The 15,624-nt window shown below is 66.9% G+C and carries 15 protein-coding genes; 14 read left to right on the top strand and 1 reads right to left on the bottom strand.

What is annotated here, in order from left to right:
* The first annotated feature begins 144 nt into the window (after nucleotides 1-144).
* The 7 genes from EP380_RS18670 to EP380_RS18700 all read left to right on the top strand — a co-directional run bounded on the left by EP380_RS18670 (nucleotide 145) and on the right by EP380_RS18700 (nucleotide 7,475).
* Nucleotides 145-1,821 carry an ArnT family glycosyltransferase gene (locus EP380_RS18670; protein ID WP_164749918.1) on the top strand — a complete coding sequence of 559 codons (1,677 nt, stop codon included), beginning with the start codon at nucleotides 145-147 and terminating at the stop codon, nucleotides 1,819-1,821.
* The gene (locus EP380_RS23640; protein WP_164749919.1) at nucleotides 1,797-2,633 is read left to right on the top strand and encodes a glycosyltransferase; all 837 of its coding nucleotides are present in this window, start codon (nucleotides 1,797-1,799) and stop codon (nucleotides 2,631-2,633) included. Before EP380_RS18670 ends, EP380_RS23640 begins: the two co-directional genes overlap by 25 nt.
* Nucleotides 2,634-2,729: 96 nt before the next feature.
* Nucleotides 2,730-4,043 carry a homogentisate 1,2-dioxygenase gene (gene hmgA / locus EP380_RS18680; RefSeq protein WP_127599985.1) on the top strand — a complete coding sequence of 438 codons (1,314 nt, stop codon included), beginning with the start codon at nucleotides 2,730-2,732 and terminating at the stop codon, nucleotides 4,041-4,043.
* A gap of 55 nt (nucleotides 4,044-4,098) precedes the next feature.
* Nucleotides 4,099-5,049 carry an MBL fold metallo-hydrolase gene (locus tag EP380_RS18685; protein ID WP_127599986.1) on the top strand — a complete coding sequence of 317 codons (951 nt, stop codon included), beginning with the start codon at nucleotides 4,099-4,101 and terminating at the stop codon, nucleotides 5,047-5,049.
* Entirely contained in the window at nucleotides 5,046-5,612 is a 567-nt protein-coding gene (locus EP380_RS18690) for a DinB family protein (protein ID WP_238719929.1), read from the top strand. Before EP380_RS18685 ends, EP380_RS18690 begins: the two co-directional genes overlap by 4 nt.
* Before the next feature lie 49 nt (nucleotides 5,613-5,661).
* Entirely contained in the window at nucleotides 5,662-7,275 is a 1,614-nt protein-coding gene (locus tag EP380_RS18695; protein WP_127599988.1) for an FAD-dependent oxidoreductase, read from the top strand.
* A 2-nt stretch (nucleotides 7,276-7,277) separates the two neighbouring features.
* Nucleotides 7,278-7,475, top strand: coding sequence for a DUF2783 domain-containing protein (locus EP380_RS18700; protein WP_127599990.1), 198 nt, complete (start codon nucleotides 7,278-7,280; stop codon nucleotides 7,473-7,475).
* Nucleotides 7,476-7,498: 23 nt separating this feature from the next.
* Here the strand turns inward: EP380_RS18700 and EP380_RS18705 are convergent, their stop codons facing one another.
* Nucleotides 7,499-8,134, bottom strand: coding sequence for a helix-turn-helix domain-containing protein (locus EP380_RS18705; RefSeq protein WP_127599992.1), 636 nt, complete (start codon nucleotides 8,132-8,134; stop codon nucleotides 7,499-7,501).
* 143 nt (nucleotides 8,135-8,277) lie between these two features.
* Between EP380_RS18705 and EP380_RS18710 the strand changes: the two genes are divergently transcribed.
* From EP380_RS18710 to EP380_RS18740, 7 genes are read left to right on the top strand one after another with little or no spacing between them, the layout of a single operon-like run.
* A complete protein-coding gene (locus EP380_RS18710; RefSeq protein WP_238719930.1) occupies nucleotides 8,278-9,423 on the top strand; it encodes an NAD(P)/FAD-dependent oxidoreductase in 1,146 nt (381 codons plus the stop codon).
* Nucleotides 9,420-10,697 (top strand): TRAP transporter large permease, encoded by a 1,278-nt coding sequence (locus EP380_RS18715; RefSeq protein WP_127599996.1) that lies wholly within the window; start codon nucleotides 9,420-9,422, stop codon nucleotides 10,695-10,697. The genes EP380_RS18710 and EP380_RS18715 overlap by 4 nt, the downstream gene beginning before the upstream one ends.
* Nucleotides 10,698-10,743: 46 nt before the next feature.
* Nucleotides 10,744-11,724: a TRAP transporter substrate-binding protein gene (locus EP380_RS18720; RefSeq protein ID WP_127599998.1), complete on the top strand. Its 981-nt coding sequence runs from the start codon at nucleotides 10,744-10,746 to the stop codon at nucleotides 11,722-11,724.
* Nucleotides 11,725-11,728: 4 nt separating this feature from the next.
* Nucleotides 11,729-12,271, top strand: coding sequence for a TRAP transporter small permease (locus tag EP380_RS18725; RefSeq protein WP_106572667.1), 543 nt, complete (start codon nucleotides 11,729-11,731; stop codon nucleotides 12,269-12,271).
* Nucleotides 12,268-13,722 (top strand): M81 family metallopeptidase, encoded by a 1,455-nt coding sequence (locus EP380_RS18730; RefSeq protein ID WP_127600000.1) that lies wholly within the window; start codon nucleotides 12,268-12,270, stop codon nucleotides 13,720-13,722. The genes EP380_RS18725 and EP380_RS18730 overlap by 4 nt, the downstream gene beginning before the upstream one ends.
* Nucleotides 13,719-14,573 carry an alpha/beta fold hydrolase gene (locus EP380_RS18735; RefSeq protein ID WP_127600002.1) on the top strand — a complete coding sequence of 285 codons (855 nt, stop codon included), beginning with the start codon at nucleotides 13,719-13,721 and terminating at the stop codon, nucleotides 14,571-14,573. The genes EP380_RS18730 and EP380_RS18735 overlap by 4 nt, the downstream gene beginning before the upstream one ends.
* Nucleotides 14,570-15,562 (top strand): ornithine cyclodeaminase family protein, encoded by a 993-nt coding sequence (locus EP380_RS18740; RefSeq protein WP_127600004.1) that lies wholly within the window; start codon nucleotides 14,570-14,572, stop codon nucleotides 15,560-15,562. Before EP380_RS18735 ends, EP380_RS18740 begins: the two co-directional genes overlap by 4 nt.
* Nucleotides 15,563-15,624 lie beyond the last annotated feature (62 nt).

Raw genomic sequence — 15,624 nt, forward strand, 5'->3', positions numbered from 1 at the left:
CTCGATTGACCTTGCGCCGAAAACCCGTCTATGGCTTGCCGATGGTTGGGCCAGGGGCGCAATAGCCCCGCCGGCTGGCGGATGCAATCGCGTCGCGGGCGCTGCGTCCGAAACCGGATGTCGAGAGGCCCTGGGAGAGGGTGCGTGCTGGCCAAGGTGATGAGGCGAGCCGTCGAGCGGCCGATGCTGGTGCTGACGCCGATCCTCGCGCTCCAGACCCTGCCCACCCTGTGGGCGAAAGAGGTTTGGTTTCCCGACGAACCACGCCATGCCGCCGCCTTCATGCAGATGATGGAAAACGGCCACTGGCTGGTGCTTCACATCGGCCAGATCCCCTATCCAGACAAGCCGCCGCTCTATTTCTGGATGCTGGCGGGGCTGAGCTGGCTGTTCGACAGTCGCGACCCGGCCCTGTTCCAGTTCGCCGCCGCGCTGTCGGCGCTTTTTTTCCTCGCCTCGACGGTTTACGCCGCGCGGGCCTTGTGCCTGCCGCGCAGCATCCCGCTGCTGGCCGGGCTCGTGCTCCTGACGGACCATTTTTTCATCGAGCGTGCGCATTTCCCGCGTATGGACCTGTTGTTTTGCACCTTCATCCTGTTGAGCCATGTCTTTTTCTACCGCGCGGCGACGGGACCGCGGGACCTCACGCCGCGCGCGGCGATGCTCGCCTTCGCCATGGCCGGCCTGGCGACGCTGACGAAGGGACCGATCGGGATCCTGCTGCCGCTGGCCGGCCTCGTTCTCTTTCTCGCCCGCGAACGCCGGCTCGCCGCGCTGCTCGACCGTGGTTACGGGGCGGGCCTAGCCGTCTACGCCGCCATGATGGCGACCTATCTGGCCGGTGTCGTCGCCGTCGAAGGTTTGGGCTTCCTGCACGCCATTCTCGTCGAGCAGACGCTTGCGCGCGCGCTCGATACCTGGATCGCGGCGGAGCCGTTTTATTATTATCTGCGCCGGCTGCCTGAATTCTGGCTGCCCTGGAGCGTGCTGCTTTTTTTCCTGCCCTGGCGCCGGCTGGGCGAAAGCGGGTTCTGGCGTGCGCTCTGGCGGCCGGATCAAACGGGTAGCGAGCACAAGGGGCGCGCCTATCTCTGGATTACGGCGCTCGGCAGCCTGGCGATCATATCGGCCTTCGACTACAAGGTCCGCTTTCTGGTGCTGACCTTCTATCCGCAGACGGCGATGCTGATCGCCTTGTTTCTGGCCGGGCTTCCCCGCGCCCGGCGCGTGGCCGTGTTTTCGCTCGTGCTCGCTTTCCTGGCGCTGCTTGTCGCCGTCCTGCCGGTTCTGCCGCAGGCCTTGCCCTGGCCTGAGCGGATCAGGGGCGAATGGGCGATCTTCGCCACCGGTCTGGTGGCGCTGGCGCCATTGTTCGTGTTGCGTCGGCGCGGCCCGCTGGTGTTTGTCGGCGGTCTGGCGCTTGGGCTGGCGCTGGTGTTCTTGCCTTACTACCTGCTGACGATCCGGGGGCTGAACGACACCATGTCGCCGCGCGTGCAGGGCGAGATCATGGGCCGGCACGCCGAGGCCGGTTACGCGCTCTATTATTACGATCCGCCCTTCAGCGAAGGCATGTTCGACTATTATGCCGGACGCGCCGTGCCGAATATCTGGGGCGAACGGGCGCTCGCGGATGCGGTGGCCGGCAGGCCTTGCGGCGTCGTCGCCATGCGCGATCGTTACTGGCGCTCCTGGGAAAACCGGCCCGAAGGGCTGGAACTGATCGACGAGCGTATTCTCGACCGGCGCAGGATCATGCTGCTGCGCTGGCGCCGTGGCACGGACGGGCAGGGGTCGTGTTCGATCCCGGCGGCGTCTTGAACGCGGCGCCCAACCCGTTCAGTCGCACGGTGGCGAGCACGCTCGCCGACCTCGGCAGCCTTGTCGGCATCGACCCGGTCGCGCCGCCACTGGCCGCGCCGGACGCCGCGGCGAAAATCCGCGTTTTCGTCAGCCTGACGACGATCCCGCCGCGCATCGACGGGCTCGGCCGCTGTCTTGCCTCTCTCTTGGCCCAGACGCATCCCCCCGAGCGCATTTTCGTCAATGTGCCGCGCGCCTATCGCCGTTTTGGCAGGCTGGACATGGTTCCGGCCTGGCTCGCCGACGGCGACGAGCGCATACAACTTGTCCGCTGCGAACGCGACCATGGCCCGGCGACCAAGTTTCTCGGCGCGCTCGATCGCGTGCCGCGCACGCCGGACACGCTGATGGTGATCGTCGACGACGACGTCGCCTATCGCGACTACATGCTGTCGACATTCGCGCGCGCCCACGCTGCCGATCCGCGCCGCGCCCATTCCTTCTTCACGTTCCGCTATCGCGGCGTGACCGTCGGCCAGGGGGTCGACGGGATCGCTGTGCCGGCGGAGGCGCTTGACGGCATTGTCGATTTCTGGGCCCGGATCGCCCACGACAAGGACGCCTTCTTCGTCGACGATCTGTGGCTCTCCTATTATCTGCAACGTGCCGGATACCCGGTCGCCAGCCTGGCGCGCCACCGGCCGGATCGCGACCCCGTCTACACGATCTACAACGATGCCGGCGCCTTGCTCGGCCTGACCGGCGCGCACCGGCGCTGGAAGGCGATGGCGGGAGCCAGGCGTGCGCTGCGGGCCGCCTTCGGCGCCTGAAACGGCTTGCGGTCCGGGCGCGACCGGCGTTTGATGGTTACATTTTCGGTGGTTACAAACGCAACGACTTGACCGCAACGCCGCAAGGAGGCGCGATTGGCCTTTTCCTACATGCCGGGCTTCGGCAACGATTTCGAGACCGAATCGCTTCCCGGCGCGCTGCCGCAGGGCATGAACTCGCCGCAACGGCCCGCCTACGGGCTTTACGCCGAGCAGCTCTCGGGCTCGCCCTTCACCGCGCCGCGCGGCACCAACGAACGGTCCTGGCTCTACCGCATCCGGCCGAGCGTCCGGCATACAGCGCGCTTTTCAGCCTTCGCGCAACCGCACTGGAAAAGCGCGCCCAATGTCGACGATCACCAACTGGCGCTCGGACAGTTGCGCTGGGATCCGGTGCCGATACCTGCTGTCGAGACCGATTTCGTCGCCGGCATCCGCACCGTGACCACGGCCGGCGATGTGCTGACGCAGGTCGGCATGGCGGCGCATGTCTATGTCGCCAATGTCGACATGGTCGACGATCATCTCTTCAACGCCGACGGCGAACTGCTTGTCGTGCCGCAACAAGGCGGCCTGCGCTTCGTCACCGAAATGGGCGTGATCGAGGTCGCGCCCGGCGAAATCTGCGTGCTGCCGCGCGGCCTGGTGTTCAAGGTCGAGCTGATCGACGGTCCGGCGCGCGGCTATCTGTGCGAGAATTACGGCGCCAAGTTCACCCTGCCCGACCGGGGGCCGATCGGTGCCAATTGCCTGGCCAATCCGCGCGATTTCAAGACGCCCGTCGCCTGGTTCGAGGAAAAGGACATGCCGTGCCGGCTGATCGTCAAATGGTGCGGCCGCTTCCATGTCACCGAGATCGGCCATTCGCCGCTCGACGTGGTCGCCTGGCACGGCAACTACGCGCCCTACAAATACGATCTGTCGACCTTTTCGCCGGTCGGCGCGATCCTGTTCGACCATCCCGACCCGTCGATCTTCACCGTCCTGACCGCGCCGTCGGGCGAGGAGGGCACGGCCAATATCGATTTCGTCATCTTCCCGCCGCGCTGGCTGGTGGCGGAAAACACGTTCCGTCCCCCCTGGTATCACCGCAACATCATGAGCGAGTTCATGGGCCTGATCCGGGGCCAGTACGACGCCAAGGAAGAGGGCTTCGTGCCCGGCGGCATGAGCCTGCACAACATGATGCTCGCCCACGGCCCCGACGCGACCGGTTTTGAAAAGGCCTCGCGCGCCGATTTGAAGCCGGTGAAGCTCGACGACACCATGGCCTTCATGTTCGAGACCCGCTTTCCGCAGATGCTGACGCGTTTCGCCGCCGAGCTCGAGACCTTGCAGGACAACTATATCGATTGCTGGCGCGACCTGAAAAAGCGTTTCAACGGCACCAGGGAAGGTGACTGGAGCTGATCTTCCGGCGCCGGCAATCAGGCGAACTTGAACCGACAGACGGGGACACCCATCCATGACCAAATCCTTCGCCTCCGCCGGCGACCTGGCCGAAAAGAAGATCTCCTTCACCGAGATCGGCCGCGATCTGTGGGCTTTCACCGCTGAGGGCGATCCCAATACCGGCGTCATCATCGGCGACGATTGCGTGATGATCGTCGACGCCCAGGCCACGCCGCGTCTCGCCAACAAGGTGATCGAGAAGGTGCGCTCGGTCACCGACAAGCCGATCAAATATGTCGTGCTGACCCATTATCACGCTGTGCGCGTGCTCGGCGCTTCGGCCTATGGCGCGTCGGAGACGATCATGTCCGACACGGCGCGGGCGATGGTGGCCGAACGCGGCCAGGAGGACTGGGAGTCCGAGTTCGGCCGTTTCCCGCGCCTGTTCGAGGGTCATGAATCGATTCCGGGTCTGACCTGGCCGAGCCTGACTTTCTCCAAGAGCGCGACCTTCTTCCTTGGCAAGCGCCGGGTCGATCTGCGTTTCCTCGGCCGCGCCCACACCGCCGGCGACATTGTTGCGTTCGTGCCGGACGCCAATGTCATGTTTACCGGCGATATCGTGGAGTACCACTCAGCCTGCTATTGCGGCGACGGCCATTTCGGCGACTGGCCGGCGACGCTGGAGGCGATCCGGGCCTATCGCCTCGACGCGATTGCGCCAGGGCGCGGCGACGCGCTAGTCGGCGAGAAGATGGTCAACGCCGCGCTCGACAACACCGCCGATTTCGTGACCTCGACTTTTCGGCCGATCATGCGCATCGCCCAGGGCGGCGGCTCCTTGAAACAGGCATGGGACGCCTGTCGCGCCGCCTGCGACCCGAAATTCGCCGATTACGCGATCTACGAACATTGCCTGCCGTTCAACGTGGCGCGCGCCTATGACGAGGCGCTCGGCATCGACACGCCGCGCATCTGGACGGCCGAACGCGACCGCGAGATGTGGGCAAGGCTGCAGGGATGAAGACGGCCGACGCCGACAGCGACGCGAAATCCCGCGAGGAAGGAGCCGCAATGCAGCCCTATCGCCTGATGGCGCTGAACAATGCCTGGGCCAATGCGCGGCTATACGGCGCGCTGCGCGGCCTCTCGGCCGCGGCCTTCACCGCCGCGCGTCCGGGATTTTTCCCGTCGCTGGCCGCAACGCTCAACCATATCCACGAGGTCGATCTCTATTATCTCGACGCGCTCGAGCGTGGCGGCGCCGGGCGCGCGGTCTACGATCGGCCCGAGATCGACGATCCGGCCGCGCTCGGTGCCCTGCAGGCCGACGCCGATCTGCGTCTGGCGCAGTTTTGCCGGGCGCTCGACCCGGCCGCGCTCACCGAGACCCGCAAGACCGAACGCGCGGACGGCGCGGTGACGGAACGGGTCGACGCGCTGCTGCTGCATCTTTTCCAGCACCAGATCCACCATCGCGGCCAGGCGCATGTGCAAGTGCAGCATGCCGGGATCGCGCCGCCGCAGCTCGACGAATTCTATCTCGATTACGACCGCCATCCCACGGCCGCGCCCTATCACGGATAGCGCGTAAGGCAGGAGCCGGGGTCGGGTCGATGGGAGGACGACCAGCATCATGAACCGCATCTTCGAAACCCCGCTCTATCCCTATCGGCGCTCGCCCGATCAGGACGCGGCCGGGCCCGTGCGCCATCCGGTCGTCGTGGTCGGTGCCGGGCCGGTCGGGCTTGCTGCGGCGATCGACCTGGCGCTGCACGACGTGCCCGTCGTCGTGCTCGACGACAACGACAAGGTCTCGTTCGGCTCGCGCGCGATCTGCTTTGCCAAGCGACCGCTGGAAATCCTCGACCGGCTCGGTTGCGGGGCGCCGATGGTCGAGAAGGGCGTGACCTGGAACCTCGGCAAGGTCTATTTCGGCGAGCGTCGGGTCTACGGGTTCAACCTGTTGCCGGAGGCGGGCCACAAGCGGCCGGCCTTCATCAACCTGCAGCAATATCATTTCGAAAAATATCTGGTTGACCGGGTTCGCGAACTCGAGGCCGAGGGCAGGCCGATCGAGATCCGGGGTCGAAACCGGGTGACGGCGGTGGAACCTAGCGCGGATGGGGTGCGCATTGACGTGGAAACCCCCGAGGGCCCCTACCGGCTCGCCGCCGACTGGCTGATCGCCTGCGATGGCGCCGGCTCGCCGGTGCGCGCCATGATGGGGCTCGATTTCGTCGGCCGCGTCTTCGAGGACAATTTCCTGATCGCCGACGTGCGCATGGAGGCCGATTTCCCCACCGAGCGCTGGTTCTGGTTCGACCCGCCCTTCAACAAGGGCCAGTCCGCGCTGCTGCACAAGCAGCCGGACGGGGTCTGGCGGATCGACCTGCAACTGGGCTGGGATATCGACAAGGAACGCGAGAAGAAACCGGAAAACGTCATTCCGCGGCTGAAGGCGATGCTCGGCGAGGACGCACGCTTCGAACTGGAATGGGTTTCGATCTACACCTTCCAGTGCCGGCGCATGGAGCGCTTCCGGCACGGGCGGGTGGTGTTTGCCGGCGACGCCGCCCATCAGGTTTCGCCGTTCGGCGCGCGCGGCGCCAATTCGGGCCTGCAGGATACCGACAATCTGGTCTGGAAGCTGAAACTGATGCTCGACGGGCTGGCGCCCGAAAGCCTGCTCGACAGCTATGACGACGAACGCCTCCATGGTGCCGACGAGAATATCCGCAACTCGACCCGGTCGACCGACTTCATCACGCCGAAATCCGAGGCCAGCCGGCTGTTTCGCGACGCGGTTCTCGACCTGTCGGAAAGCTTCGCGTTCGCCCGGCCGCTGGTCAATTCGGGCCGGCTGTCGGTGCCGTGCACCTATGACGGGTCGCCGCTCAACGGAGCCGATGCCGGCGACATGCCTGCGCGTACCCGGCCCGGCTCGCCGGCAGCCGACGCGCCGGTGGCGGGCGGCTGGCTGCTCGACCGGCTCGGCGCCGGCTTCCAGCTTCTGACGATCGATCGCGACGCGCCCGACCGGCTCGATGTTGACGGCGTCGAGATCGCACGGGTCGCGCTGTCGGCGAGCGACGACCCGTCCGGCGCGCTCGCAGAGCGTTATCTCGGCGCGACTTCGGGCGCGGTCTATCTGATGCGGCCCGACCAGCACGTGGCCGCGCGCTGGCTGGCCTTTGACGAAGAGGCCGTGCGCGCCGCCCTCAAACGCGCGGTCGGGCGGGAGACATGACGATGGCGAAACTCGTTACACAGCCCAACATTGCCGGTCCGGACGACTTCTATGCCGAGTTGCTGGCGCTGCATGACGGGCGCGACAAGGCTGAAAGCGACGCCATCAACGCGCGACTGATCCTGTTGCTGGCCAACCATATCGGCGACCGGGACGTGCTGCGCGAAGCATTCGAGGCGGCGGCCGGCGCGAAAAAATAAGCCGGCTATCGACCCTGGCATTGTTATGCCGACGATGCCTCCTGCGGCTCGAACGGACGTGTGCACACCACCAGCATGCGGGCGCCGTCGGGCCCGGCTGCGGCATAGAGATGGCCGCGGCCCGAATCGAAATAGGCGCTCTCGCCCGTGGCCAGCGTGACGGGCTCCAGGTCCTGGAAATGAATAGTCACGCTGCCGTCGATGACGAAGGCGAATTCTTCGCCGGCATGGCTGATGAAGCGGTCGAAGCGCATCGTCTCCAGCGGCCGCAAGGTACCCAGCATCGGCGTCATGCCCTTGTGCCACAGATCGGGAAACAGCATCTCGTAGGAATAGTTTTCCGTCTCATGCAGCCGGAACTCGCCGATGCGCGACACCGCGACCTCGCCCGGGCGGAAGCGTTCGCCATGTTCTGAAAACAGCGCCGACACGTCGACGCCGAGACCGTCGGCGAGCTGGCTGAAACGGTCATAGGTCAGCGCCATCAGGCCGCGCTCGACCTTCGACACGGTTGATACGGCAAGCCGCGAGCTTTTCGCCACCTCTGCGAGGGTCAGGCCGCGCTCGTGGCGGATTTCGCGCAGCCGCTCGCCCATTCTGACACGGCGGTCGGCCGGTTCCATCCGTTTCGGGGTGCGTCGATCGGTGGGTTTGTCCATCGGCGAACTCTATGCGCGGGAGGAGGCCGCGTCCACATATTTTCCGATGGGAAAATTTCGATTTTCTTATCGGAAATTCCTTGTTACGGTTTCGACATGCGCCGGGCGATAGCCCGCGACAGGGCTTTTGGGAGGAGGCTTGCGTGTCGGACCGTTTGCCGCAAGACGTCGAGATTGCCGTGATCGGCGCGGGCATCGCCGGCGCCTCGGTCGCCGCCGAACTGGCGACAAGCGCGCGCGTGGCCTTGCTCGAGCGCGAGGCCCAGCCCGGTTATCACACCACCGGCCGTTCGGCGGCGTTGTTTTCGACCATTTACGGTCCCGCCCCGATCCGCGCCCTGTCGCGCGCCTCGGCCCCATTCTTCGATGCGCCGCCGGAGGGTTTCGCCGCCGGGCCGTTGCTGTCGCCGCGCGGCGTTATCATGATCGCCCGCCAGGACCAGCTCGGTTCCGTCGAGGCGATGCTGGCCGAATTGGCGCAGGGCAGCGCGGTCGACCGGCTCGACGCCGCCGCGATCGCGGCGATGGTGCCGCTTCTGCGCCCGGGCTATGCGGTTGCCGCCGTGCATGAGCCGGGCGCGCGCGACATTGACGTTGATGCGCTGCACCAGGGATATCTGCGCCGCTTTCGTGCCCGTGGCGGTCGGCTTGTGACCGACGGCGGCGTCGACGCGCTGGCGCATGACGGTCAGGGCTGGCGAATCGATACCGGCCGCGGTGCCATTCGCGCCGGCACGGTGGTCAACGCCGCCGGCGCCTGGGCGGACGAAATCGCCGCCCTGGCCGGCGCGGCCCCAGTCGGGCTGGTGCCCAAGCGCCGGACCGCGATGATCGTTTCGGCTCCGGAAGGAGTTTCGGTATCCGGCTATCCGACCGTCGTCGACATCGACGAGCAATTCTATTTGAAGCCCGACTCCGGCCGCCTGCTGATTTCGCCGGCCGACGAGACGCCGTCGCCGCCCTGCGACGCCCAGCCGGAAGAGATCGACATCGCGGTCTGTGTCGACCGCATCGAGCGGGCCTTCGACCTCAAGGTGGCGCGCATCGACAACAAATGGGCGGGGCTGCGCAGTTTCGTCGCCGACAAGGTGCCGGTCGCCGGTTACGACCCGTCGGTGCCCGGCTTCTTCTGGCTGGCCGGGCAGGGCGGCTACGGCATCCAGTCCGCGCCGGCGCTGGCGCGTTGCGCGGCGGCGCTGGTGCTGCGCGCCGACCCGCCGGCCGACATTGTCGAGCACGGTCTCGATGTGCGCGATCTGGCGCCCGAACGCCCGGCGTGCCGCCGATGATCTGGCTCGTTCCGCTTGCCGCACTGGGGCTTTTGGCGTCGGGCCTGGCGCTCGCTTATGTGATCGGCGCCTCGGCGGTGCTTGCCTTCCTGGTGACGGACAATGCGCGCTATCTCGCCATTCTGCCGCAAAAAGTATTTTCCCAGATCAGCGTCTTCGCGCTTTTGGCGATGCCGCTGTTCATCCTCGCCGGCGAGATCATGAACCGGGCCGGCGTCACCCGGGCCCTGATCGACCTGTCGATGGCGCTGGTCGGGCGCCTGCGTGGCGGGCTCGGCCACGTCAACATCATGACCAGCGTGTTTTTCGCCGGCATTTCCGGTTCGGCGGTCGCCGACGCGGCCGCGCTCTCCAACACGCTGGTGCCGGCGATGCGCGAGCGCGGCTACTCGGCCACCTATGCCGGCGCCATCACCGCGTCCTCCTCGATCATCGGGCCGATCGTGCCGCCCTCCATCATCCTGATCTTTTACGGCGCGCTGATGCAGACCTCGGTGGCGGCGCTGTTCATGGCCGGCATTCTGCCGGGGCTGCTTTTGACCGGGGCCTTGTTCGCGCTCAATGCCTGGTATGCCTGGCGCGACGACCATCCGCGCCTGGAGTGCGGCGAGGCGCCCGCCTTCGGCCCGACCCTGGTCGGGGCCCTGCCGGCGCTCAGCCTGCCGCTGATCATTGTCGGCGGCATCGTTTTCGGCTGGATGACGCCAACGGAAGCCGCCGCCGTTGCCGTGGTAGCCGCACTTGCCGCCGGCACCTTCTACACCGGCATCACCCGCCAGGGGCTTCTGGAGGCGCTGCGGCGCACGGCAACGCTCACCGGTTCGATCTTCATCATCCTGTGCGCCGTCGCGGCCCTCGGCCACCTGGCCGCGCTGGAGCGCATTCCCGAGGCGATCGCCGCGCTGGTCGCAGATCTCGGCCTCGGACCGATCGGTTTCATGCTGGCCATGAACATCATTTTCATCGTTGCCGGCATGGTGCTCGACATCACCGTGGCGCTGGCGCTGCTGGTGCCGCTGCTCGCCCCGGTCGCGCTCGCCGGCGGCGCCGACCCGGTCCATCTCGGCATCGTGATCTGCTTCAATCTGTGTATCGGGCTGGTCTCGCCGCCCCTCGGCGGTTGCCTGCTGATCGTCTCGGCCGTCACCCGCGTCGGCTACTGGCAACTCGCGCGCGCCGTCATTCCTTTCGTCGTTCTGGAGATGGCGGTGCTTGGCGTCATCATCGTCTTTCCGCAGATCAGTCTTGTCCTGCCCCGCGCCATGGGGTTGTGACGCAACAGGGCCGAACCGACAATAACGGCCAGAAAGGGAGGAGAACATGAAACTTCGACTTTGGATCGGAAGCCTCGCGCTCGCTGCCGCCGTCGGCCTCGCGCCGCCGGTGCGGGCGCAGACGGTCAAGGTGGCGCTCGACAGCCCGCCGGACCTCGAGCAGTCCGGCACCTATGTGTGGGCGCATGCCTTCGCGACCTATCTCAACGAGAACGGCATCGAGGCGGAGGAGTTCCAGCGCGGTGCGCTGGGCGAGGAGGCCGAGCGCCTCGATCAGGTCAGCCAGGGCCTGCTTGAAGTGTCGATGTCGGACGTGAAATCGGCCGGCACGCTCGATACGCTGATCTACGGCGTCTATCTGCCCTATTTCTTCGACGACCTCGGCGAGGTCGACGAGGCGCTTTACGCGGGCGGTATGCTCGAGAAGATCAATGCCGGCACGACGCCCAAGGGCGTGCGGGTGCTCGGCGTCGCCCATCTCGGCCTCCCGGCCGGCATCTTCAACACCAAGAAGCCGGTTGCCGGCGTGGCCGACATGGCCGGGCTGCGCATGCGCGCGCTCGACGAGATCCAGATCTCGCTGTTCGAGGCCTGGGGTTCGACCGGCACCATCGTGAGCTGGGCCGAAGTGCCGAACGCGCTCCAGACGGGGGTCGCCGACGGCTATATCAACCCGCCTTTCGTGCCGCTTCTGTTCGGCCATACCGGCTTCATCAAGCACTTCACCGATGCCGGGACTTCGCCCTCGGTCCGCCTCGCGATCGCGTCCGAGGACTGGTATCAGGGCCTGTCCGAGGAAGAGCGCCAGACGGTCGACGATGCCGTCAAGGCGGCCGACAAGGCCAATCGCGCATGGCTTGAAAAGCGTTCCGGCATTCTCGACGCGCTCGAGGAGGCCGGCATCGCCGTCACCCGCCTGACGCCGGAGGCCCGTGCCGAGTTCCGCGAAAAATCCCGGGCGGTCTACACCGCCGGTCCGGTCAACGCCGATCAGCTCGCCACCTGGTCGGCCTCTCTGGGACGCTGAGCGGATGCGGGCCGTGGCCGCGATCCTCGACCGGCTTTCGGCATCGCTCAACGCGGCCGCGCTATGGGGCGCGGTCGCGGCGGTGGTGGTGATGGTGCTGGCGGCGAGCTGGCAGGTCGTGGCCCGCTACATCCTTGCCGCGCCGCCGATCTGGACCGAGGAACTCGCCCGTTACGCCATGGTGTGGGCCGGCATGCTGGGCGCATCCTGCGCCTTTCGAGCCCATGCCGACCCGAACCTGTTTCCCACAATGCGCGACAAGGCCGGCCCGGTCGGCGCCTTGATGGCGCTGGCGCGGCTTGCCGGCGTGGCCGTCTTTGCCGCGCCGGTTCTTTATTATTCGCTCTTGAGCGCTTCCGGCGACCCGACACGCGGCTATCTCGCCCGTCTGGCCGGCCGCAATTCCGAGACGCTGGGCATCTCCATGGCCTGGTTCGGCCTCGCCATTCCGATCGCCTTCGCGCTGATCTTTCTACATCTCCTGGCCGATTTCGCCGCCCGGCTGTCGGCCTTTGATCCCGACGAACAGCAGGACAGCACGCCGTGAAAAAAGTCTTCATCGCCGGCCTCGCCACCGAGACCAACACGTTTTCGCCGATTCCGACCGGCCTGGCCTCGTTCGAGGAAACCTTTCTGAGCCGTGAGGCGACGCGGGAAACGCCGAACCTGTTTTCCGCGCCGCTGCATGTGTGGCGCCGCCGCGCCGAGGAACGCGGCTGGCAGGTGGTCGAAAGCCTCGCCGCCTTCGCCCAGCCGGCCGGACCCACGATCGGCTCTGTCTACGAGGCCTTCCGCGCCGAAATCCTCGCCGACCTGCGCAAGGCGATGCCGGTCGACATCGTGCTCTTGTCGATGCACGGCGCGATGATCGCCCAGGGCTGCGACGATTGCGAAGGCGATCTGATGGCGCATATCCGCGAGCTTGTCGGCACGGAAGCGGTGCTCGGGCTCGAGATCGACCCGCACAACCATCTCACCCCGCTGATGCTCGAAGCCGCCGATCTGATCGTTTGCTACAAGGAATATCCGCATACCGATTCGCCGGACCGGGCCGAGGAACTGTTTACGCTCGCCGCCGATACAGCCGACGGCAAGATCCGGCCGGTCATGCGCGATTATGACTGCCGCATGATGGGCTCCTATCAGACGCCGAAGGAGCCGATGCGCGGTTTTGTCGACGCGATGATGGCCCGCGAGGGACACGGCGGCATCCTGTCCTTGTCGCTCGCGCACGGTTTTCCCTGGGGCGACCACCCGCTGGTCGGCACGCGCATGCTTGCGATCGCCGACGGCGACGCCGACCTCGCCGCCGCAACCGCGCGCGAATTCGGCGAGAAATTGTGGTCGATCCGGGAAGGGTTGCGCTCGGACTTCCCGTCGATCGACGCGGCGCTGGACCGGGCGAGCGCGTCCAACGGCAACCCGGTCGTGCTGGCCGACTATGCCGACAATGCCGGCGGCGGCGCGCCGAGCGATGCCACCTTCGTCCTCCAGGAAGTGCTCAAGCGCGGGCTCAAGGACATCGTGCTCGGACTTTTCTGGGACCCGGGCGTGGTGCGCATGTGCCAGGAAGCCGGCGAGGGCGCGGTGATGCCGATCCGCCTCGGCGGCAAGGTCGGGCCGATGTCCGGCGACCCGGTCGACATCACCGTCACCGTCCGCAAGGCGGCCAGGAACCTTTCCCAGCATATGGGCGAGACGCTGATGCCGATGGGCAATATGGTCTGGCTGGAGGCCGACGGCGTGCATCTGGTCGTCAACGATCTGCGCACCCAGACCTTCCACCCCGAAGCCTTCACCCAGCTCGGTATCGATCTCGAGGCGATGCGCATCGTGGTGGTCAAATCCTCGCAGCATTTTTATGCCGGCTTCGCCCCGATCGCCGCCGAGGTGATCCATATGGCGACCCCCGGCGCGATCGCGCCCGATTTCGCCGCCATTCCCTTCACCCGCAGAAAGGGCGACTATTGGCCCAAAGTGGAGGATCCGTTCGCATGACCAACCCGCTGATTGCCGCCCGCGACCGTTTCGCCGCGTGCCACCCCGAACAGCGCGTGAGCCTGCGCGGGCGAGAATGGGGCGTGGTTGCGGCCGGCACCGACGGCCCGGCTCTCGTCCTGATTCCGGGCACGCTGGGCCGCGCCGATATTTTCTGGCAGCAGATCGAGGCGCTGGCCGGGCGCGCCCGGGTAATTGCCGTCACCTATCCCGACAGCGGCGGCGTGCGCGAGTGGGCGGGCGACCTGGCCGAACTCCTGCGGCAGCGCGGCGTGCGGGCGGCGACGGTGCTCGGCTCCTCGCTCGGCGGCTATCTCGCGCAATATTTCGCCGCCATTCATCCGGAGCTGGTGAAGCGGCTGCTCGCCGCCAACACGCTCGGTTCGGTGGACGAGATCAGGCAGTTTCCCCCCTACAATTCCGATCTCGACCAGGCGCCGATCGCCGAGCTGAGGGACGGTTTCGGACGCGGCTTGACCGCGTGGGGAAAAACCCATCCGGACCAGGCCGATCTGGTCGCGCTGCTGATGGCCGAGCAGGGCGGTCGTATCCGCGAAGCGGAATTGCGAACCCGGTTGAAGGCGCTTCGCGACGGACCCGATCTGCCGCCCGTTTCCCTGCCGCATGAGCGCATCGTCGCCATCGAGAGTGAAGACGACCCGCTGCTGCCGCAGCCGATGCGAGAGGCGCTGCGTGCGCGGCTCGACCCGGGCGTGTGCTACCGGTTCGCCTGGGGCGGCCATTTTCCCTACGTGGTCCGCCCGGCCGCCTATACCGGGCTTTTGGAAGAACAGCTCGAGCTGGAGGTCACCGGCCAGGGGTGGGGCGAGGGGGCGATGCGCCGGCAATGATCGTACTTTCCAATCTGGACGTCGCCGCCTGCCTGCCGATGCGCGATGCGATCGAGGTGGTGGAAACCGCGATGAAGGCGGTCTCCGCCGGTCAGGCCAATCTGCCGCTGCGCTCGCTCGTCGAAGTCGGCGGCGACAACCGCCTGGGCATCATGCCCGGGGCGTTTTTGCCCGGCGTCGCCGGCCAGCCGGCCTGTTTCGGGATCAAGCTTCTGAGCCTTTTCCCGCAAAATCCCGACGCCGGCTATTCCTCGCACGAGGGCGCCTATGTGCTGTTCGAGGGCGAACACGGCACGGCGATCGCGATGATGAACGCCGGGCTGATGACGGCGATCCGCACCGCCGCCGCCAGCGCGGTCGCCACCCGTGCACTGGCGCGGCCAAATGCGCGTGTGCTGACCCTCGTCGGCGCCGGCGAGCAGGCCGAGCATCATCTACACGCGATGATGTGCGTGCGCGATATCAGCCAGGTCCGCGTCGTCGGCCGGCGGGCCACGACCCGCGACGCCTTCATCGCCCGCGCCCGGGCGCGCTATGGCGATGTCGCCATCGAGCCGGCCGACGACGTCAGAACCGCCGTGGCCGGCGCCGACATCGTCTGCACCGTCACCTCCTCGGCGGAGCCGGTCCTGCAAGGCGGGTGGGTCGATCCGGGCACCCATCTCAACGTCGCCGGCGCGTCGGTGCCGTCGAGCCGCGAGATCGACGAGGACATGGTCGCGCGCGCGGCGCTGTTCGTCGACTACCGCGCCTCGACCTTCGCCCAGGCCGGCGAGGTCATCGCTGCGCTCGAAAGCGGCCGCATCGACCAGGACCACGTGCGCGCCGAGATCGGCGAGGTGCTGGCCGGTGCGCATGGCGGCCGCGGCACTGACGACGAGATCACCCTCTACCGCTCGCTCGGCGTCGCCGCGCAGGACCTCGCCGCCGCCTGGCACTGCCTGACCCAGGCGCGCGAGCGTGGTCTGGGCGTGAGTGCGACGCTCTGATACCGACCCGTGGCCGCGAACGGCCGAGCATGGGCGAATCGTCGCGCTTTGCCTTCGCGCCG

The sequence above is a fragment of the Nitratireductor alexandrii genome, from assembly GCF_004000215.1.
GTDB lineage: Bacteria > Pseudomonadota > Alphaproteobacteria > Rhizobiales > Rhizobiaceae > Mangrovimarina > Mangrovimarina alexandrii.

Bases quoted from the DNA above. Each gene is read 5' to 3' on its own strand.
- EP380_RS18690 (WP_238719929.1), top strand. From the start codon at position 5,046: ATGAAGACGGCCGACGCCGACAGCGACGCGAAATCCCGCGAGGAAGGA.
- EP380_RS18725 (WP_106572667.1), top strand. From the start codon at position 11,729: ATGCGGGCCGTGGCCGCGATCCTCGACCGGCTTTCGGCATCGCTCAAC.
- EP380_RS18695 (WP_127599988.1), top strand. From the start codon at position 5,662: ATGAACCGCATCTTCGAAACCCCGCTCTATCCCTATCGGCGCTCGCCC.
- EP380_RS18715 (WP_127599996.1), top strand. From the start codon at position 9,420: ATGATCTGGCTCGTTCCGCTTGCCGCACTGGGGCTTTTGGCGTCGGGC.
- EP380_RS18740 (WP_127600004.1), top strand. From the start codon at position 14,570: ATGATCGTACTTTCCAATCTGGACGTCGCCGCCTGCCTGCCGATGCGC.
- EP380_RS18720 (WP_127599998.1), top strand. From the start codon at position 10,744: ATGAAACTTCGACTTTGGATCGGAAGCCTCGCGCTCGCTGCCGCCGTC.
- EP380_RS18685 (WP_127599986.1), top strand. From the start codon at position 4,099: ATGACCAAATCCTTCGCCTCCGCCGGCGACCTGGCCGAAAAGAAGATC.
- EP380_RS18735 (WP_127600002.1), top strand. From the start codon at position 13,719: ATGACCAACCCGCTGATTGCCGCCCGCGACCGTTTCGCCGCGTGCCAC.
- EP380_RS18705 (WP_127599992.1), bottom strand. From the start codon at position 8,134: ATGGACAAACCCACCGATCGACGCACCCCGAAACGGATGGAACCGGCC.
- EP380_RS18700 (WP_127599990.1), top strand. From the start codon at position 7,278: ATGGCGAAACTCGTTACACAGCCCAACATTGCCGGTCCGGACGACTTC.